Source organism: Pseudonocardia abyssalis (genome assembly GCF_019263705.2).
Taxonomy (GTDB): Bacteria; Actinomycetota; Actinomycetes; order Mycobacteriales; family Pseudonocardiaceae; genus Pseudonocardia; species Pseudonocardia abyssalis.
In genome coordinates this window covers 2051502-2070639 of record NZ_JADQDK010000001.1, presented here as the reverse complement: position 1 = coordinate 2070639, position 19138 = coordinate 2051502, and the positions used below count along the sequence as shown (strand labels likewise).

Genomic DNA, 19138 nt, shown 5'->3' with positions numbered 1-19138 from the left:
AGGTCAGAAGTGGGTTCCGGCGTACGGCTCGCGATCCGCGGCGCAGGCGGCGTCGAACCGGCCCAGTACCTCGGGGGCGTCGGCGGAGAGCCGTCCGGCGCGGGCCAGCGTGTGCGCCCGCGTTCCGCCGAACGCGACCGCGCCCAGGGCGGGGACGTCCAGACATAGGTCGGCCGCGGCCTCGGTGGGGGCACACTCGGCGCCATCCGGGCCGCCGCGCACCCGGAACCGCCCGCCCGCGTACCCGTCGGGGTCGTCGACCTGCAGCACCACGTCGACCTCGACGGCGTAGCGGCGGGCGGCGAGCACGGCCGGGGTGTCCAGGACGCGCGCCCACACGCCGTCGGCGACGCCGGTGGTGCGCACGGCCCGGGCGTCGGTGAGCAGCCAGCGCAGCGGGTCGTCGTCGGCGACGGCCTCGGTGGTGATGGTCCTGACGAGGTCCATCCTCAGCAGCACCCGCCACAGGGCGAGGCGGGCCTCCTCGGTGACGGCGAAGAAGTCGACGACCCGGCAGACCCCGGAATCCAACCGGTACCCCACGTAGCCGTCGGCGTGCAGCAGGTGGAACCGGGAGGTACCGCCGCGGCGCTGGTGCGGCCGGTCGAGCAGGGCGAACTCCCACCACCGCGGAGGGCGCGACAACGCGCCCGGCTGGACGGCGCACCAGCGGCGGTGGATGGCCGGGACCCGCTCGCGCACCTCCTCGGTGTCGGCGAAGCGCACGCCTGCCGGATCGGGGACGTCGGCGCGCAGCACCGCGCGGGCCCGGTCGATCTCGACGTCCCGCGAGGCGGTGGCGACGCCGTAGCCGAAGCGGCCGTAGATGCCGCCCTCGCTCGCGGCGAGCACGGCCAGCGGTGTGCCGGCGCCCGCGTAGCCGGAGTGGAGCTCGCCCATCATCGAGCGCAGGATCCCGCGGCGGCGGTGGGTGGCGGCCACAGAGACCCAGGTGACCCCCTCCGCGGTGATCGGGACCCCGCCGGGAGGGGTGATCTCGAACGGGAACGACCCGGCGACCCCGACGACCTCGCCGCCGCCGCCGTCGCGGGCCAGGACGAACCGGTCCGGGTCCAGGATCAGGCGGAGGTCGGTGAGGTCCTGCTCGGAGTAGTCGATCCCGAACGCGCGCCCGTCGGTGGTGGCCATCGCCGGCAGGTCGTCGGCGGTGGCCCGGTGCAGGGCGACCGTCACGCGAGCACCCCGTCGTAGAGCGTGCGCAACCGCTGGGCCCAGCCGACGGCCTCGAACTCGGCGAGGTAGCGCCGCCGGGCGGCCGCGCCGAGGCGCTCGCGCCGCGCCGGGTCGGCCGCGAGCGCGACGATCGCGTCGGAGATGGGGCCGGGCTGCAGCGACACCAGCACCCCCGTGTCGCCCGAGACGACCTCCGGGACCCCGCCGACGCGCGTCGCGACGGCCGGGACGCCGGCCGCCATCGCCCGCAGCAGAGCGGTGGGCAGCGCCCCCGACGCGCTGGTGTGCAGGACGAGGTCGGCGGAGGCGAGCAGCGTGGCGGCGTCCTGGCCGCGGTGCACGAACCGGACGCGGTCGCGCAGGGTGTCGGAGGCCGCCACGCGCGACTCCAGCCACGGCCGCAGCGGGCCGTCACCGGCGAGGGCGACCGTCAGCGGGGTGGCGACCGGGATCAGCTCGAGGGCGTCGAGGAGCAGTTCGTGACCGGCGTCTCGGCGCATCGGGGCCGTCGACAGGGCCAGCGTCCCGCCGTCACCGACCTCCAGGATCGCCCGCACCCGCTCGCCCTCGGCCACGTCGACCGGCGCGGGATCGACCACGCCGTCGGGCAGCACGACGATGTCGCCCGCCGGCCCGCCCAGCCCCCGGTACCACTCGCGCTGGGTCCGCGAGATCGCGACCGTGCGCGACATGAACCGCTGCCGCGCCAGGATCCGGGCGGTGCGCCGCAGCCGGTCGAGGCGGTCGGCGGGCTCGTTCTCGATGTGGTGCAGCGTCGACACGACCGGCACCCGCATCCGGAGCGCCGCCGCGGCCCCCACGACGTCGGCGTGCGGCAGATGGGTGTGGATCAGCTCCGCGCCGCGCTCACGCAGGGCCCGCGCCACCCGGCCCGCCGACCGTGGGTCGTAGGGGGCGAGACCGAGCTCCGCCACCGGGACCCCGAGCCGCCGCAGGGCGCTCACCTGCGTGGTGTCCGACGTCGTCGACAGCGCGACGACCATCAGCTCCAGCCCGGCCTGCGACGCGGCGGCCGCCAGGTCGACGAGGCCGGTCTCCGGCCCTCCGGGATGCAGGGTGGGGACCAGGTGCGCAACCTTCACGGGCTCTCCGACTTCTCCGGCGGCGCCCCCGCGGGGGCGATGACGGCCGCCGACCCTACCGTCCGGATCACCCGTTCGTGCGACCCGATTCCCGGCGGCCCGGCCACCGGACCGCGCCGGGGGCGTTCCGTGGAACACCGCACAGGACCCGGTCTGCGGCGATCGGTGCCGTTCAGTGCGATCAGGCCGCAACCCCCTCCCCGGGCGACACGTCCTCCGCCGGTTCCGCGTCGTCGTCGATCCCGGCTCCGACGGTCAGGGGCAGCAGTTGCGCCAGGATCGCGTGCCGGTCGAGGGGCTCCCCGCCCCAGCTGGGGGTGAGCCCGCGCGCATCGATCCGCAGGTCCGCGCGGGCCTGCATCTCGATGAGGCTCTCGACGTCGCCCACCAGCGGTTCGCCTGCCGTCGGTACGGGGGTTCCGTCGGGGCGCAGCGACACCCACCCGGACCCGGACTTCCGGATGCCGAAGCCGCGTTCGTGGATCAGCGTGTGGTGGAAGCCGCACAGGAGGACGAGGTTGTCGAGGTCGGTGCGGCCCGCCCGTAGCCAGTGCACCACGTGGTGGGCGTGCAGGTGCCGGTTCTGCGTGCATCCGGCGAATCGGCACCGGCCACCGTCGCGGACCGTGAGTGCGGCGATCTGGGCGGGGGAGGCCAGCCGCCGGCGCCGCCCGAGGTAGAGCCGGTTGTGGCGTCGGTCCCTCAGCAACACCTGCGCCCGGGCGTCGCAGGCCAGCCGTTCGGCGGTGGCCGGGGGGATCTCCGGGCCGCCGGTGATCTCGGCATCCCCGTCCGCGGCGTCGATCAGCACGACGACGTCGGTGCGGCTGCGCCGGACCGTCGAGGGCCGGGCGCCCGCCGGCGTCGGGCCCGGGTCGGCATCGACCCCCGCCTCGGTCGCGGTCGTGACCAGCGACAGCAGCGCGTCGGCCCGGCGGGCGGCGAGGCGGTCGGTGGCGGCGCCGGGGTACTCCGACTCCGCGCGTTCCCGCCAGCCGGGCGGTGAGGGCCGGACGGGACGGCGGACGGGTGCCGGAGCGGGGCCCGTCGTCGCGTCGATAGCGCTGATCAGGGCCGCTCCGTCGGCGGGGGTGAGGCGGGCGGTGACGACGAGCGACCCGTCGTCGGCCCACCGCCAGGCCAGGGACCGGCGTGCGGACTGCCGGGCGGGATCGGCCTGGATCCGCCGGGTGGCTCGGACGATCGTCTCGACGTGGCTGGCGGTGCCGCCGAGGGCCAGCTTGAGCAGGGTCCGCTCGGCGTCCGCACCGGGTACCCGGAGGGGGCGCGTCGCCCAGCCGGCCTGATCGTCGGCGGCTATCCGGCCGTCGGGGGAAGGGGCCGCGGGTCGGACGGTCTCGTCGCCCGGCGCAGGGGAGTCGGTGGCAGGGGAGTCGGTGGCCGGGGAGTCGGTGGCGGCGGGCCGGGCGGCGGCATCGGGTGGGGCGGCGTCCGGTGCGGGAACGGTGATGCGGGTGATCGCCCGCACCTTGGAGTAGGAGATCCGGCCCTGGGCGAACGCCTCGGCGACGAGCGGCAGCCGTCGCAGTGCGTGGGCCACGCGCACGTGCTCGTGCGCGGTGCGCAGGCTCATCCCGATCCGCCAGGTCAGCCAGTGGGCGCACGACCGCAACCCCGGTCCGGCCCAGCCGGACCGGTCGTCGAACTCCGCGAGCAGGCTCAGGAACCGGTATTGGGCCGCGGCCAGGTGCCCGGCCAGGCCGAGCAGCTCGTCCTCGAGCTGGGGCAGGGTCAGGGTGGGTCGGGTGGGCTGGAGCACGGCGTCCTCCGGATCGGGTGTCGAACATGTGTTCGTGACCGTGCCACGGGGGTACGACACTTTCGGCCCGACGGCGGGGTCGTTCCGCGGAACGCCCGTCGATGATCACCGGTGGGTGACCCCGATCACCGGATGAGACAGGATGGGGTCGACCGTCGGGGCCGGCGTCGGAACGCAGTACGGAAGGGGCGCGGATGGGACTCGCGACGGAGACCGGGCCGGTGCAACCGTCGGTCGGTGCGACCGAGGACTCCGGGGCGTCGACGATCCTGCTGGTGCAGGCGTCCACCGACGTCGAGCGGGGCCTGATCTCGCGCTGGGCGCAGGAAAGCGGCCTCGACCCGGTGCAGGTGCTGCCGCTGCACGGCCCCGCGCTCACCCGTCCGCTCGCCGATGCCGACGGCGCCACGGTGGTCACCGCGGCCCGCGTCGCCTGGCTGCCCCGCGAGCGCAACGGCGTCCGCCGGGTCCGCTGGGCCGATCTCGCCTCGCTCACCGACCCCCGCCGCCCGCCCGCGCGTCAGCAGGCCCGGATCGCGCGACGCGAGCCGGACCGCGCGCCCGTCGTCGTCGCCGAGCCGGCCACCGTCGCGGAGCTGCGGGCCCGGCACGGCGGGGGCGGTGACCTGGGCCGGTTCGTCGCGGGCCAGGCCACGCTGGCGCTGGAGCGGGCGGAGCGGTCGCTGGTGGGCGACCGGTACAAGGTGCCGAAGCAGATCGTCGAGATGATCGAGGACGACCCGGCGTTCCGCCGCGAGGTCACCGCGCTCGCCGAGCGCCTGGAGCTGCCCGAGGTCGAGGTGGCAGGCAGGGCCCACTCCGACCTGGAGGGGCTCGTCGCATCGATGAGCCCGATGGCCGTCGACCTGCTCTCGGGTGCGCTGCGCCCGCTGCACGCCCGCGCGTGGGACGTCCAGGTCGACACCGCCGGTCTGGAGCGCCTGCGCGAGCTCAACCGTCGTGACGCGCTCGTGTTCCTGCCGAGTCACCGCTCCTACGCCGACCCGCTGCTGCTCGCCGACGTCCTCGCCGAGCACGACTTCCCGCGCAACCACGTCCTGGGCGGGGAGAATCTGCGGTTCTGGCCGGTCGGGCCGGTCGCGAAGCGGGCCGGGGTCGTGTTCATCCGCCGCAGCTTCGGCGACGACGAGGTCTACAAGCTCGCCGTGCGCGAGTACTTCGGGTTCCTGCTGTCCAAGCGCTTCAACCTGGAGTGGTACATGGAGGGCGGCCGGTCGCGCACCGGCAAGCTGCGCCCGCCGAAGTTCGGGCTGCTGGCCAACGTCGCCGAGGCCGTCGAACGCGGCCGCGTCTCCGACGTCCACCTGGTCCCCGTCTCGATCACCTACGACCAGCTCCGCGAGGTCGCCGCGATGGCCGCCGAGCAGGCCGGGGCCGCGAAGCAGGGCGAGGGCGTCGCCTGGCTCGCCCGCTACGCCCGGGCGCAGCTGAGCCAGATCGGCACCGCACAGGTGCGGTTCGCCGAGCCGATCTCGCTGCGCGCGGCCCTCGACGCCGGGCCGGACCGCCGCCTCGCGCTGCAGAAGGCCGCGTTCGAGGTGGCCGTCGGGATCAACCGCGTCACCCCGGTCATGGCGACGGCGCTGGTCACGCTCGCGCTGCTCGGGGTCCGCGACCGTGCTCTCACCCTCGGTCAGGTGCGCCGGGTGCTCGCCCCGGTCCGCGAGTACGTGCTCGACCGCGACCTGCCCCACTCCGGCGATGCACTCGACACCGACGCCGGGGTCCGCGGCGTTCTCGCCGCCCTCGCCGCGTCCCGGGTGGTCACGACGTACGCGGGCGGGGAGGAGCCGGTGTACGCGATCGAGCGGGGCCAGCACCTCGTCGCGGCGTTCTACCGCAACAGTGCCATCCACCACTTCGTCGACCGCGCGGTCGCCGAGTTGGTGCTGCTCAGCCCGCCCGAGGAGCGGTGGGACTTCGCGTTCACCCTGCGTGACCTGCTGAAGTTCGAGTTCTTCTTCCCCGACCGCGACACCTACCGGGACCGGCTCACCGCCGAGCTCGAGCGGCTGGACCCCGGGTGGGAGACCGCGCAGGACGGGCGGACAGTGCTCGCCCGCGCCCCGTTCCTCATGGCGCACCGCGTGCTGCGGTCCTTCGTCGACGCGCAACTCGTCGTGGCGGAGCGCCTCGCCGCCCGCGTTCCGCGGAACGCGATCGTGGAGAAGGAGTTCCTCGACGAGTGCACCGGCGTCGGGCAGCAGATGCTGCTGCAGGGCCGGCTGCACGGGCCGGAGTCGCTGTCCCGGGAGTTGTTCGCCAGCGCGCTGCGCCTCGCGGGCAACCTCGATCTGGTCGACCCGGGTCGCGAGGAGCTGGGTCTGCGCCGAGCCGACCTGGCGAGCAGACTGCGGGCCGTGCTGGAACGGGTGATCACGATCGACGAGCTGGACGCGGCGTCGCGACGGGAGGTCGTCGGTGTCGCACCCTGACCTCACATGGACCGAGTCCGACCTGATCGCCGACGTCGAGGCCGGGCCGCAGGGCCCGGAGATCGGCGCGTTCTTCGACTTCGACGGCACGCTGATCGACGGGTTCTCCCTCGGCGCGTTCGCCCGCCACCACGTGCGGTCCGGGCACGTCGAGCCCGTCGACCTCGGCCGGATGCTGCTCATCGGCATGCGGGGGCTCACGACCGAGGACGATTTCGAGCGGTTCTTCGTCCTCGGCATGCGTGCGTGGGCCGGGCGCAGCGAGGACGAGCTGACCGAGCTGGGGGAGCGGCTGTGGCGCCAGGGCGTCGCCGGGTCGCTGTTCCCGGAGGCCTGGCGGCTCGTCGCGGCGCACCGCCGCGCCGGGCACACCGTCGTGCTCGCCTCCAGCGCCACCCGGTTCCAGGTGGAGCCCGCGGCGCGCGCGATGGGGGTGGAGCACGTGCTCGTCACACCCGTCGAGTTCGCCGACGGGCTGTGCACCGGGCGTCCCGGCGGCCCGCCGCTGTGGCGGGCCGGGAAGGCCGTGGCGGTGCGGGAGTTCGCGCCCCCGCACGGCGTCGACCTGGAGCGCAGCTACGCCTACTCCAACGGTGACGAGGACGTGCCGTTCCTGGGCGCCGTCGGTCGCCCGCGCGCGCTCAACCCGGGCGACGGGCTGGCGCGCGAGGCCGCGGAGCAGGGCTGGCCGGTGGCGCGGTTCCGCTCACGTGGCCGTGGTGGGGCGCGGGAGATCGTGCGGGCGCTCGGGGCCATCGGCGGCACGCTCGGGGGCTTCGGCGCGGGCATCGCGCTCGGTGCGGTCAACCAGCTGCTCGGCCAGGGCAGCCGGCGCGACGCGGTCGACCTGGGGCTGAGCCTCGCCGGCGACCTGGGCACGGCGCTCGCCGGCGTCACGCTCGACGTGCACGGCGCCGAGCACCTCGTCTCGCACCGCCCCGCGGTGTTCCTGTTCAACCACCAGAGCCAGCTCGACGTCATCGTGCTCGCCAAGCTGCTCCGCGGCGGGTTCACCGCGGTCGCGAAGAAGGAGGCCGCGAGCATTCCCGGGTTCGGGGCGGCGTTCCGGCTGGCCGACGTCGCGTTCGTCGACCGTGGCGACACCACCGCCGCGAAGGCCGCGCTGGAGCCCGCGGTCCAGCGGCTGCGCGAGGGGATCTCCCTGGTCGTCGCGCCGGAGGGCACCCGCAGCGTCACCCCGGCGCTCGGGCCGTTCAAGAAGGGCGCGTTCCACGTCGCGATGCAGGCCGGGGTCCCGGTCGTGCCCGTCGTCATCCACAACGCGGGCGAGCTCATGTGGCGCGGGGCGTCGACGATCCGGGAGGGGACGGTGCAGGTCACGGTCCTGCCGCCGGTCGACACCTCCGGTTGGCGGGCCGACGAGCTCGACGCGCGGGTCGCGGAGGTGCGCTCGGGCTACCTCGACGTGCTCGACCAGCGCGAGGTCGGGGCGTCGCGGGGCACCGTCGAGGTGACCACCGGGCCGCGCGGGCCGGTGGCCGTGCCCCTGGCCTGGGAGACCTCGGCCGAGATGGACGTCGACGCCGCCACGGTGTGGCGCACCGGATCGGCCCGGTCGACGTTGACGCTGCTGGAGCTGCTCGACCCCGCCCCCGACCCCGGACGGCTCGCCGCCGCGCACGAGTGGGCGTCGCGGATGGTGCCGCGGATGCGCCAGATCGTCGCCGAGCCCGCACTGGGCGCCGGGCCGCCGGTGTGGGCCGGGGTCGAGGGGATCGACCTCGAGCACCACGTCACCCGGATCACGCTGCCCGCACCGGGCACGCACCGCCAGCTCCTCGACGCCGTCGCGGGGTTCGCGGCGGCGCCGCTCGACCGCACCCGTCCGCTGTGGGCGGCGCTGCTCGTCGACGGGCTGGCGGACGGGTCCGCTGGCTATGCCGTGAAGATCCATCACAGCGTCACCGACGGTGTCGGCGCCGTCCGGCTGATGGGGATGCTGCACAACCGTTCCGCGGAACACGATCCGCAGCGCCCCGAACCGCCGGTGCCGCCCGTCGTCGCCGCGCCGTCCGCGGCCGGAGCACTGGCCCGGCTCGGTGCCGAGGTGCTGGCCCACCCCGTCGGCACCGTCGGTGGGCTCGTCCGCTCCGTCGCCCGCGTGCTCGCCCCGCCGGTCGACACGGCGGCGCGCCGGGCCCCGCTGCTGGCCGGCCGGGGTGGCGTGCGCCGCGTCGAGGTGCTGGAGGTGCCGCTCGCGGGCCTGCGGGCCGGGGCCCTGGCCGCTGGCGGGTCACCCACCGACGGGTTCCTCGCCGCCGTCCTCGGTGCACTGCGGGACTACCACCGGCACTTCGGGGTCGACGTCGACGACACGACCGTCGCGCTCGGGCTGCCGGTCGGCCTCGGCACGCAGGACGGGGCCGACGGACGCCTCGCCGGGGCGGTGGTGCGGGCGCCGCTGACCGTCGCCGACCCGGGCGCCCGGGTCCGTGCGGTGCGGGAACTGCTGCTGTCGACCGGACCGTCCGACGTCCTCGGCGGCGCCGACGTCCAGGTGGCGTCCGTGCCCGGCATCGGACACCCGGTGTGGTTCGCGGGGTCCCGGGTCACCCGGCTCTACCCGCTCGGGCCGCTGGCCGGGTGCGCCGCGACCGTCACGATGGTGGCGCACGACGGCACCGCGTGCGTCGGGATCGTGCTCGACGACGCGGCCGTCACGGAGCCGGATCTGCTGCTCGACGGGGTCCGCGCGGGGCTGGCCGAGGTGATCGCGCTCGGCTAGCCGGTCACACGCCGGCGGGTCACACGTCCTGCTCTACCGCCTGGTTCCACTCCGCCTTGCTGGACCGCCAGCCGTCCTCGGTGAAGGTGCGTCGCCAGTAGCCCGACACCGACAGGTCGCCCTGCGGCACGTTCCGCTCACCGAGCAGGTGCTTGCGCAGCGCCCGCGTGGCGACGGCCTCGCCGTGCACGAACGCGCACACCCGCCCGTGCGGGAACTCCAGCTTCTCGACGGCGCGCAGGAGCAGGTCGGGAACCGTGGGGTCGGCCTCGCGGTGCAACCAGGTGACGTGGAGGTCGCCGGGTGAGGACAGCGGGAGCTCGTCGGACGGACCGTCGGCTTCGAGGAAGACGTGCACCGGCTTCCCCTCGGGCACGCGCGTCAGCGACGAGGTGATGGCGGGTAGCGCGCTCTCGTCGCCGGCCATCAGGTGCCAGTCGGCATCGGGGTCGGGGGCGAAGGCGCCGCCCGGGCCGCTCAGGGCGAGCAGGTCGCCGGGTTGCGCGGACCGCGCCCACGGCCCCGCGACACCCGTGTCGCCGTGCACGACGAAGTCGATCGTCAGCTTCCCGTCCTCCCAGGACCGCACGGTGTAGGTGCGCAGGACCGGCCACTGCTCGCGGGGCAGCGTCGCGCGCACCTCCGCGGGGTCGAACGGCACCGTGTACGGCGCGTCCGGTGGCGGGAACGCCAGCTTGACGTAGTGATCGGTGAACTCGCCCGCGGAGAACCCGGCGAGGCCGTCACCTCCCAGCACGATGCGCACCAGGTGCGGGGTCAGCTGCTCGACGTGCTCCACTCGTCCGTACACGCGGGATCTCCTACTCGCTGGAAGTAAGGACGACCTTACTCCTCGATCTCCGAGTGTCGCTGCACACGCACGGCGTCGTCGACCGGGGGCACGGGGAGCCGGCGAGCCCGTCGTCGGTGGCCGCGGGTGGCTCCGCGGCGAGCGCTCCGGGCGCCGTGGCCCCGGCGCTCGAGGTGGGTCGCGAGCAGCTCACCCGCGTCGGCGAACGGCTGCCTGCGCCTGCCGTCGATCATCTCGGAGAGGACAATGAGGTCGTGCTGCCACTCGACGGAATCCTGGTCGTCTCCTGCGAGCAGGCGGTCGCCGCGCCGTTCGCCACGCGCCAACTGGCGGAGCTGGGTGCGCGCGTCATCAAGGTCGAGCGGCCCGGGGAGGGTGACTTCGCGCGGGCCTACGACACCGCGGTGCACGGCCAGTCGAGCCACTTCGTGTGGCTGAACCGGTCGAAGGAGTCGATGGCGGTGGACCTCAAGGCCGACGCCGCCACCGTGCACCGGCTGCTGGAGCGCGCCGACGTGTTCGTGCAGAACTTCGCCCCCGGGGCCGCCGAGCGCCTCGGCCTGGGCGCCGACCACCTGCGCGCCCGGTACCCGCGGCTGATCACCTGCTCGATCTCCGGCTACGGCCCCGACGGCCCCTACCGCGACGCGAAGGCCTACGACCTGCTGATCCAGTCCGAGGCCGGGCTCGTCTCCGTGACCGGCACCGCGGACGAGCCCGCGAAGGCAGGCATCCCGGCCGCCGACATCGGGGCCGGGATGTACGCGTTCTCCGGCATCCTCGCAGCCCTGTACGACCGCGAGCGCACCGGCGCGGGCACGCATGTGGAGATCAGCCTGTTCGACGCCCTCGTCGAGTGGATGGGGTTCCCGCTGCAGTACACCGCCGGCACCGGGGCGCCGCCGCCGCGGACCGGCACCAGCCACGCCGCGATCGCCCCGTACGGCACCTTCCGGGCCGGTGACGGCGTCGAGATCGTCCTCGGGATACAGAACGAGCGGGAGTGGGTCGCGTTCTGCGCGGGCGTGCTCGCGCGGCCCGGGCTCGCCGTCGACCCGCGCTTCGACACCGGCGCGCGGCGCGTCGAGCACCGCCCCGCGCTGCACGCCGAGATCGACGCCGTGCTCGCCGACCTCACCGGTGCGGAGCTCGTCGACCGGCTCGCGGCGGCCCGGATCGCGTACGGGCGGCGCCGCGAGGTCGCCGAGGTGCTCGAGCACCCGCAGCTCGCCGCCCGGGACCGCTGGGTGACCGTCGACTCACCGGGCGGGCCGGTGCGCACCCTGCTCCCGCCGATCACGCTGCCCGGCCGCCCGCCGCGGCTCGACCCGATCCCCGCCGTCGGCGAGCACACTTCCGCGATCCTGGCCTGGCTCGACGGGGAGGCCTGACGGAGCAGGTGGTGCTGGTACGACCCCCGGCCGGCGGGGGAGCACGGTTCTCGGGAGGGCGCCCGGCGACGAGTGTTTGTCTCGGTCCACCACCGAGACCCCAGGAGACAACCGTGCACGAGCCCACCACCGTCGTCCCGCACTTCGCCGGACCCCCGATCCCCGCCCAGTACCCGCCGGCCCAGTACCCGCCGGCCCAGTACCCGCCGGCCCAGTACCTGCCGGCCCAGAACCTCCGGCCCCAGCAGCAGTGGGGCCCGCCCGCGCCCCCACCTCCACCGCGTCGCCGCACGGGCCTGATCGTCGGCGTCGTGCTCGGCGTCCTGGTCCTGCTCGGCGCCGGTGTCGTCGCGGTGGTGCTCGTGCTCGCGCCGAGCCGACTGGACGTGGACGACGTCCGCAGCGAGATCGTCCGCGTCACGCAGGAGGAGGTCGGGATCGTGCCGGTCGACGTGGCCTGCCCGGAGACGATCGACGTCGTCGTGGGTGCCAGCACCACCTGCACCGCGACGCTCGACGGCCAGCCGCTCGGCTACACCGTCCGGCAGAACGACGACCAGGGCAACCTGACGATCTTCCACGACCGCACGCTGCTCGTCGCCGACCTGGAGGAGGCCACCGCGGCACTGCTCAGCGCCGACATCGGCGAGCAGATCACCGTCCTCTGCAGCCCGGAGGCCCGGACGGTCCTGGTCAACGCGGTGGGCACGCCGATCCCCTGCGGAGCCGTGAACCTCGCCGACCCCTCGCTCACCGCGGAGCTGACCGTCGCCGTCGACGAGGCGGGAAGCGTCACATACGAGGTCCTCTGACCGAGCACGGGAGGCGCCGCGGTGGTGGGATGCCTCGTGCACATCTGGCCCGGTAAGCCCTATCCCCTCGGTGCCACCTACGACGGTGGCGGCACCAACTTCGCGATCTTCTCGGAGGTCGCCCACCACATCGAGCTGTGCCTCGTCGACGACGCCGGGGTCGAGACGCGGCTGGCGCTGCCCGAGCGCGACGGGCTGGTGTGGCACGGGTACCTCCCGCGCTGCGGCCCGGGCCAGCGCTACGGCTACCGCGTGCACGGCCCGCACGATCCCGCGTCCGGACTGCGCTGCAACCCGGCGAAGCTGCTGCTCGACCCGTACGCGAAGGCCGTCGACGGGGAGAACACGTGGGACGAGGCCCTGTTCGGCTACCACTTCGGCGACCCGGACTCCTACAACGAGGCCGACTCCGCCCCGTACGCCGCCACCTCGGTGGTCGTGAACCCCTACTTCGACTGGGCCGACGACCGCCCGCTGAAGATCCCGTACCACGAGACCGTCATCTACGAGGCGCACGTCAAGGGGATGACGATGCGCCACCCCGACGTCCCCGACGACGTCCGCGGCACCTACGCGGGGCTCGCGCACCCGGCGATGATCCGGCACCTGCAGTCCCTCGGGGTGACCGCGCTGGAGCTGATGCCGGTGCACCAGTTCGTGCACGACTCCACGCTCGACGACAAGGGCCTGCGCAACTACTGGGGCTACAACACCATCGGCTTCTTCGCCCCGCACAACGGCTACGCCTGCTTCGGCACCCGCGGCGAGCAGGTGCAGGAGTTCAAGACGATGGTGCGCTCGCTGCACCGCGCGGGCATCGAGGTGATCCTCGACGTCGTCTACAACCACACCGCGGAGGGCAACCACCTCGGCCCGACACTGTCCTTCCGCGGTGTCGACAACCAGGCGTACTACCGCCTCGTCGACGGTGACGAGAAGTACTACTTCGACACCACCGGCACCGGCAACAGCCTCAACGTCCGTCACCACGAGTCGCTGCGGCTGATCATGGACTCGCTGCGCTACTGGGTCACCGAGATGCACGTCGACGGGTTCCGGTTCGACCTCGCGTCGTCGCTGGCCCGGGAGTTCCACCAGGTCGACCGCCTCTCCGCGTTCTTCGACCTCGTCAACCAGGACCCGATCGTCAGCCAGGTCAAGCTGATCGCGGAGCCCTGGGACGTCGGCGACGGCGGGTATCAGGTCGGTGGCTTCCCGCCGCTGTGGACGGAGTGGAACGGCCGCTACCGCGACACCGTGCGCGACTTCTGGCGCGGCGAGCCGGGCGGCATCGGCGAGTTCGCGGCCCGCTTCACCGGCAGCTCCGACCTCTACGAGGCCGACAGTCGCCGCCCCATCGCCTCGATCAACTTCGTCACCGCGCACGACGGGTTCACGCTCAACGACCTCGTGTCCTACAACGAGAAGCACAACGAGGCCAACGGCGAGGACAACAACGACGGCGAGAGCCACAACCGCTCGTGGAACTGCGGGGAGGAGGGGCCGAGCGAGTCGGCCGAGGTCAACGTGCTGCGCGAGCGGCAGAAGCGCAACTTCCTCGCGACCCTGCTGCTGAGCCAGGGCGTCCCGATGATCTCCCACGGCGACGAGCTCTCCCGCACCCAGCACGGCAACAACAACGTCTACTGCCAGGACACCGAGATCGCCTGGGTCGACTGGGAGGACGCGCGCGAGCACGAGGTGCTCACCGAGTTCGCCGCGGGCGTGGCGAAGCTCCGCCAGGCGCACCCGGTGTTCCGGCGCAGGCGGTTCTTCCAGGGGCGCGCGATCACCGGGTCCAGCATCGAGGACATCGCGTGGCTGCGGCCCGACGGGCAGCAGATGTCCGACGAGGACTGGAACTCGGGCACCCGCAGCATCGGGGTGTACCTCAACGGCAAGGGCATCCCCGAGCGCGACGACCTCGGCGAGCAGATCGTCGACGACTCGTTCCTGCTGCTGATCAACGCCCACCACCAGCAGGTCCAGTTCACGCTGCCCGACGAGTCCTACGGGCGGGCGTGGCAGGTCGTCGTCGACACCGCCGACCCGCTGCTGGCCAACGCCCGGCGCCGCCACCCGTCGCCGGGGGGTCGGGTCCGGATCCCGGCGCGGGCGATGCAGGTGCTGCAGTGCCGCTACTGATTCGTGATCACCAGTTGGTCGGTGCGTAGTCCTTGAGGAAGCACCCGTGGACGTCCTCGCCCGCCTCGCCCCGGACGATCGGGTCATAGACGCGCGCGGCGCCGTCGACCAGGTCGAGGGGGGCGTGGAAGCCCTCCTCGGCCAGGCGCAGCTTGGTGGGGTGCGGGCGCTCGTCGGTGATCCAGCCGGTGTCGACGGCGGTCATCAGGATGCCGTCGGACTCCAGCATCTCCCCGGAGCTGGTACGCGTCAGCATGTTCAGCGCGGCCTTGGCCATGTTCGTGTGCGGGTGGCCCGGCCCCTTGTACGCGCGGCTGAACTGCCCCTCCATCGCGCTGACGTTCACGACGTACTTGCGGCGCGCGGCCGCGGCGGCCATCGCCGGGCGCAGGCGGCTGATCAGGATGAACGGCGCGGTCTGGTTGCACAGCTGCACCTCGAGCAGCTCCAGGGGGTCGATCTCGTCGACGTGCTGGGTCCAGCTGTTCACCGGCGCGGTGTCGGGCAGCAGGCCGCCTGCGTCGATCGCGGTGCCGGCGGCGATCCGCTCCGGTGACGCGGACCGCGCCGCGAGCGCGAGCTCGGTGACGGCATGGGGGTTCTGCTGCTCCAGGCTCCCCGCGAGCGCCGCCGGGTGGGCGTCGCTCACGTGGTCGAAGGTGATCACCTCGACCGGCGTCTCCGGCAGCGCGGCGCGCTCGGCCTCGACCAGTGCGGAGTACGAGCCGGGGGAGCGGCGGACGGTCTGGGCGGCGTTGTTGACCAGGATGTCCAGCGGGCCCTGCGCAGCCACGGTGTCGGCGAGCGCGACCACCTGCGCCGGGTCGCGCAGGTCGACGCCGACGACGCGGAGCCGGTGCAGCCAGTCGGCACTGTCGTCCATCGCGGAGAAGCGGCGCACGGCGTCGTGCGGGAAGCGGGTGGTGATCGTGGTGTGCGCGCCGTCGCGGAGCAGCCGCAGCGCGATGTACATGCCGATCTTCGCGCGGCCCCCGGTGAGCAGGGCGCGGCGGCCGGTGAGGTCGGTGCGGGCGTCGCGGCGTGAGTGGTTCAGCGCGGCGCACGGCGGGCAGAGCTGGTGGTAGAAGGCGTCGACGACGGTGAACCGGCGCTTGCAGGTGTAGCAGGCCCGCGAGCGCAGCAGCGTGCCCGCACTCGCGCCGACCGCGCTCGAGACCAGCGGCAGCCCGGCGGTCTCGTCGTCGATGCGCCCCGGCGCCCCGGTGGCGGTGGCCGCGGTGACGGCGTCGTCGGCGGCGGCCACGGCGTCGCGCTTGGCGTGGCGGCGGGCGAGCTTGACGGACTTCCAGATCCCGGCCGTCGCCCGCCGGATCGCGACGGAGTCGGGGTGCTCGGGATCGAGGTCGGTGACCTGGTCGAGCACCCGCAGGCAGGTCTCCAGGTCGGCGGGGTCGATGGGCACGTCTGAAGAGGTTACGGGGCGGGCTCGTCCATCTCGGCGAGTGCCTTGCGCGCCTGCTCCAGCTCGGCCTCCAGCGTCGCGACGCGGGCTGCCCGCTGCTCGCGCGCCGCGCCGATCACGGCGTCGATCGGTCCGGCGACCTCGGCGTGCAGCTCGGCGGCCGCGCGGGACACGGCGGCGGCGCTGACCGGCAGACCCCGGGTGAGCCAGGTGGTGCCCTGCTTGAGCTCGGCCTGCCACTCGCCGTCGGCGGTGCCGCTGACCGTGAGCGTCAGCTCGACCACGCGCGTGGTGCGGGCGGTGGAGCTGGAGCCCTTCGGCCGGCCGCGGCGCCGCTTCTCGGGCTCGGCGGGAGCGTCGGCCGTGGGGACCGGGCCGGCAGCGGTCTCGAGGACGGGCTGGGTCTCGGGGCTCATCTCGCGTCGGACTCCCTCTCGTGGACGGTCGGCGATCCATGGTGATGATAGAACACTTGTTCGATCCTGGCGCCTTCGGGGAGTGATCCCCGTCGCACGCTGCCGCGTCACGAGCTGCAGCCGGATCGGGGCCAAGCGCACGCTGATCGCCGGGCCGGCGCTGATCGTCGTCTTCGTCGCGGCGGCCGGGCTGGCGGGTGACATCGCCGGGATCGCCGTGCTCGGCCGGGGTGCTGCTGCGGACCGTGCGCCCGGCCCTGGACGCCGCCGACTCCGAGCAGGAGCAGGCGGTCCACGAGCGGGCGGACGCCGAGGCGGTCATCGCGGCGGACGCCTACCGGCACGGCGGGTCGGTGCGGCGCTGAGCGGGTCCTCGGGCCAGGGGTGCTTCGGGTAGCGACCGCGCAGCTCGGAGCGCACCTGCGGGTACCCGGTCGTCCAGAACGACGCGAGATCGGCGGTGACGGCGGTCGGCCGTCCGGCGGGGGAGAGCAGGTGCAGGACCACCGGCAGCCGCCCGCCCGCGACGGTCGGGGTGGCGGTCCAGCCGAAGCACTCCTGCAGCCGGACGGCGAGGACGGGCTGGTCGCCGGACCAGTCGAGCGTGATCGACGACCCGGTCGGCACCGTGATCCGCTCCGGGGCCAGCTCGTCGAGGGTGGAGGTGTGGCGCCAGTCCAGCCGCGACCGCAGGACCGGCCCGGCGTCGATGCGGCCCAGGTCGGCGCGGGAGCGGGCCCTCGCGAACGGACCCGTCCACCACGGGTCGGGGTCGGCGAGCAGGGCCTCGTCGGACACGTCGGGCCACGCGTCGCCGATGACCCGGTGCAGGGTGGCGAGCCGGTCGCGCAGCCGCCTCGCCCCGTCCGACCAGCGCAGCAGGCCCAGACCCTCCGCTCGCAGGCCCTGCAGGAGGGCGGCGCGGACGAGGTCGCGGTCGGGGCGGTCGAGCCGACGCTCGTGCAGGACGATCGCACCGAGGCGCCGGACGTGCCGGGCCGTGACGTCGCCCTTCTGCCAGGTGACCTCGTCCTCCTCGACGAGCAGGGCAGGCGCCGCCAGCTCGGCGAGCTCCTGGTCGGCCACGGCGGCGAGGCGGACGGTGCCGTTCTCCGCACCCGGCGCCCGGTCGGCGACGGCGACCGCCAGCCACTCCGCCGCGGCCAGCGGGCTGCCCGGCGGGAGCGCGACCGCCGTGCCGCCCGCCATCAGGTACAGCGCCCCGCGTTCGGGCCGGCGCCCGGGGGCCGGGGGGCCGGTGGGTGCCGTGGCGCGGCGTCGGGCGAGCCGCTCCGGGTGGGCCAACGCCACGACGAGCGCCGCATGATCGTGATCCACCGCACCGCCGCGCCCCCGTGAGGGCGCTGACGTGCGGCCGGGCGTGACCAGACGGCGCAGGCGGGCCGCCTCCGTGCGCCACCGCTCGCTGCCGGGGGCGGAGCCGGAGCGCAGGCGGCGCAGCTCGGAGTCGGCGTCGGCCCCGGAACCGAGGGTGTCGTCGTCGAGCAGCGCCACGATCTCCGCCGCGGTCCGGTCACCCACCAGGTCGGCCCCGTCGAGCAGGGCCCGCGCCAGGCGGGGGTGCAGGCCGAGCCCGGCCATCCGACGGCCGCGGTCGGTGACCGTCCCGTCCGCGGCCACCGCGCCGAGCGCGCGCAGCACCTCCTGCCCCGCGTGCAGCGGACCCTCCGGCGGAGCGTCCCACCAGCGCAGACCGCTGCCGTCGGGGGTGCCCCAGCAGGCCAGGTCCAGCGCCAGGCGGGTGAGGTCGGCGGTGCGGATCTCCGGCTCGGGGTAGCGGGGCAGCAGCTCCCCCTCGGGCCAGCAGCGGTGCACCCGCCCCGGCGCCTCGCGGCCCGCGCGCCCGGCGCGCTGCCGCGCCACGGCGTCGGAGACCCGGACGGTGACCAGCCCGGCCAGCCCGCGTCGATGGTCGACCCGCGGTGTGCGGGCCAGCCCGGCGTCGACGACCGCGCGCACACCGGGGACGGTCAGGCTCGACTCGGCCACCGCCGTCGACAGGACGATCCGGCGGCGCGGGCCGATGCGCAGCGCGGCGTCCTGCTCGGCCGCGGGCAGCCGTCCGTGCAGCGGGAGGACGTCGGCGTCGACACCGGACAGGGCGCTCGCGGTCCGCCGGATCTCCGCGACGCCCGGCAGGAACGCGAGCACGTCGCCGTCGCCGCCGTCGAGGGCGGCCCGGACGGCCCGGGCGACGGTGCCCTCGATCCGTTCGTCGCGCAGCGGGGGATCGTGGCGGACCGTCACGGGGAATGTGCGCGCATCCACCCGCAGCACCGGTGCGTTCCCCAGCAGCTCGGCCAGGCGGGGGGTCGCGACCGTCGCGGAGGTCGCGAGCAGCCGCAGGTCGGGGCGCAGTCCGTCGCGCGCGTCGAGGAGGAGGGCGAGGAGCAGGTCGGCGTCGAGGTGGCGCTCGTGGCACTCGTCGAGCAGGACTGTGCCGACGCCCGTCAGCTCCGGGTCGGCGGCCAGGCGGCGCAGCAGCAACCCGGACGTGACGACCTCGATCCGGGTCCGCGCGGACGTGCGGGAGTCCCCGCGCACCGAGTACCCGACGGTCCCGCCGACCGGTTCACCGATCAGGTGCGCCATCCGCGCGGCGGCGGCCCGGGCCGCGAGGCGGCGGGGCTCGGCGACGACCACCCGGCCGTCCAGCGCCAGCAGCGCGAGGGGCACGAGCGTCGTCTTGCCGGTGCCCGGGGGCGCGACCAGCACCGTGCTGCCGTGGGCGGCCAGCGTCGCCGTGATCTCGTCGAGTGCGGCCCGCACGGGGAGATCGGGGAGGTCCATCGTCGGCCAGTCTCCCCGAGCGGCGTTCCGGGGCTGCTGCGAGGATCCGG

The 19138-nt window shown here is 74.7% G+C and carries 13 protein-coding genes; 6 read left to right on the top strand and 7 right to left on the bottom strand.

Features of this window, described 5'->3' with window-relative positions; genetic code table 11:
* Nucleotides 1-3: 3 nt before the first annotated feature.
* From I4I81_RS09885 to I4I81_RS09875, 3 genes are all read right to left on the bottom strand, one after another.
* The gene (locus tag I4I81_RS09885) at nucleotides 4-1194 is read right to left on the bottom strand and encodes a GNAT family N-acetyltransferase (protein WP_218603892.1); all 1191 of its coding nucleotides are present in this window, start codon (nucleotides 1192-1194) and stop codon (nucleotides 4-6) included.
* Nucleotides 1191-2297, bottom strand: coding sequence for a glycosyltransferase (locus I4I81_RS09880; RefSeq protein WP_218603893.1), 1107 nt, complete (start codon nucleotides 2295-2297; stop codon nucleotides 1191-1193). Before I4I81_RS09880 ends, I4I81_RS09885 begins: the two co-directional genes overlap by 4 nt.
* 181 nt (nucleotides 2298-2478) lie before the next feature.
* Nucleotides 2479-4077 carry an HNH endonuclease signature motif containing protein gene (locus tag I4I81_RS09875; protein WP_218615993.1) on the bottom strand — a complete coding sequence of 533 codons (1599 nt, stop codon included), beginning with the start codon at nucleotides 4075-4077 and terminating at the stop codon, nucleotides 2479-2481.
* A gap of 194 nt (nucleotides 4078-4271) precedes the next feature.
* On the opposite strand from I4I81_RS09875, the gene I4I81_RS09870 reads away from it, so the two are divergent.
* Nucleotides 4272-6533 (top strand): glycerol-3-phosphate 1-O-acyltransferase, encoded by a 2262-nt coding sequence (locus I4I81_RS09870; protein WP_218604976.1) that lies wholly within the window; start codon nucleotides 4272-4274, stop codon nucleotides 6531-6533.
* Nucleotides 6520-9279 (top strand): HAD-IB family hydrolase, encoded by a 2760-nt coding sequence (locus I4I81_RS09865; RefSeq protein ID WP_218604977.1) that lies wholly within the window; start codon nucleotides 6520-6522, stop codon nucleotides 9277-9279. Before I4I81_RS09870 ends, I4I81_RS09865 begins: the two co-directional genes overlap by 14 nt.
* 19 nt (nucleotides 9280-9298) lie before the next feature.
* On the opposite strand, the gene I4I81_RS09860 is transcribed toward I4I81_RS09865, so the two are convergent.
* Entirely contained in the window at nucleotides 9299-10090 is a 792-nt protein-coding gene (locus tag I4I81_RS09860) for a siderophore-interacting protein (RefSeq protein ID WP_218604978.1), read from the bottom strand.
* 254 nt (nucleotides 10091-10344) lie between these two features.
* Between I4I81_RS09860 and I4I81_RS09855 the strand changes: the two genes are divergently transcribed.
* The 3 genes from I4I81_RS09855 to glgX all read left to right on the top strand — a co-directional run bounded on the left by I4I81_RS09855 (nucleotide 10345) and on the right by glgX (nucleotide 14438).
* Nucleotides 10345-11481 carry a CaiB/BaiF CoA transferase family protein gene (locus I4I81_RS09855; protein ID WP_218604979.1) on the top strand — a complete coding sequence of 379 codons (1137 nt, stop codon included), beginning with the start codon at nucleotides 10345-10347 and terminating at the stop codon, nucleotides 11479-11481.
* A gap of 113 nt (nucleotides 11482-11594) precedes the next feature.
* Nucleotides 11595-12293: a DUF4333 domain-containing protein gene (locus I4I81_RS09850; RefSeq protein WP_218615992.1), complete on the top strand. Its 699-nt coding sequence runs from the start codon at nucleotides 11595-11597 to the stop codon at nucleotides 12291-12293.
* Between the two features lie 36 nt (nucleotides 12294-12329).
* Entirely contained in the window at nucleotides 12330-14438 is a 2109-nt protein-coding gene (gene glgX / locus I4I81_RS09845) for a glycogen debranching protein GlgX (RefSeq protein ID WP_218602758.1), read from the top strand.
* A gap of 7 nt (nucleotides 14439-14445) precedes the next feature.
* Here the strand turns inward: glgX and I4I81_RS09840 are convergent, their stop codons facing one another.
* Together I4I81_RS09840 and I4I81_RS09835 are read right to left on the bottom strand one after the other, a co-directional pair.
* Nucleotides 14446-15861: an SDR family NAD(P)-dependent oxidoreductase gene (locus tag I4I81_RS09840; protein ID WP_218602757.1), complete on the bottom strand. Its 1416-nt coding sequence runs from the start codon at nucleotides 15859-15861 to the stop codon at nucleotides 14446-14448.
* A gap of 11 nt (nucleotides 15862-15872) precedes the next feature.
* Nucleotides 15873-16277, bottom strand: a complete 405-nt coding sequence (locus I4I81_RS09835; RefSeq protein ID WP_218602756.1) for a DUF6319 family protein — start codon at nucleotides 16275-16277, stop codon at nucleotides 15873-15875.
* A gap of 197 nt (nucleotides 16278-16474) precedes the next feature.
* Here I4I81_RS09835 and I4I81_RS09830 point away from each other — a divergent pair, with 197 nt between their 5' ends.
* On the top strand, nucleotides 16475-16642 hold the full coding sequence (locus tag I4I81_RS09830) for a hypothetical protein (protein WP_218615991.1): 168 nt from the start codon (nucleotides 16475-16477) through the stop codon (nucleotides 16640-16642).
* Here the strand turns inward: I4I81_RS09830 and hrpB are convergent.
* Nucleotides 16596-19088, bottom strand: a complete 2493-nt coding sequence (gene hrpB, locus I4I81_RS09825; protein WP_218602755.1) for an ATP-dependent helicase HrpB — start codon at nucleotides 19086-19088, stop codon at nucleotides 16596-16598. The two genes, I4I81_RS09830 and hrpB, sit on opposite strands and share 47 nt — an antisense overlap.
* Nucleotides 19089-19138: the final 50 nt, after the last annotated feature.

Coding starts and splice junctions, on each gene's coding strand:
- hrpB (WP_218602755.1), bottom strand. CDS start 19,088: ATGGACCTCCCCGATCTCCCCGTGCGGGCCGCACTCGACGAGATCACG.
- I4I81_RS09870 (WP_218604976.1), top strand. CDS start 4,272: ATGGGACTCGCGACGGAGACCGGGCCGGTGCAACCGTCGGTCGGTGCG.
- I4I81_RS09835 (WP_218602756.1), bottom strand. CDS start 16,277: ATGAGCCCCGAGACCCAGCCCGTCCTCGAGACCGCTGCCGGCCCGGTC.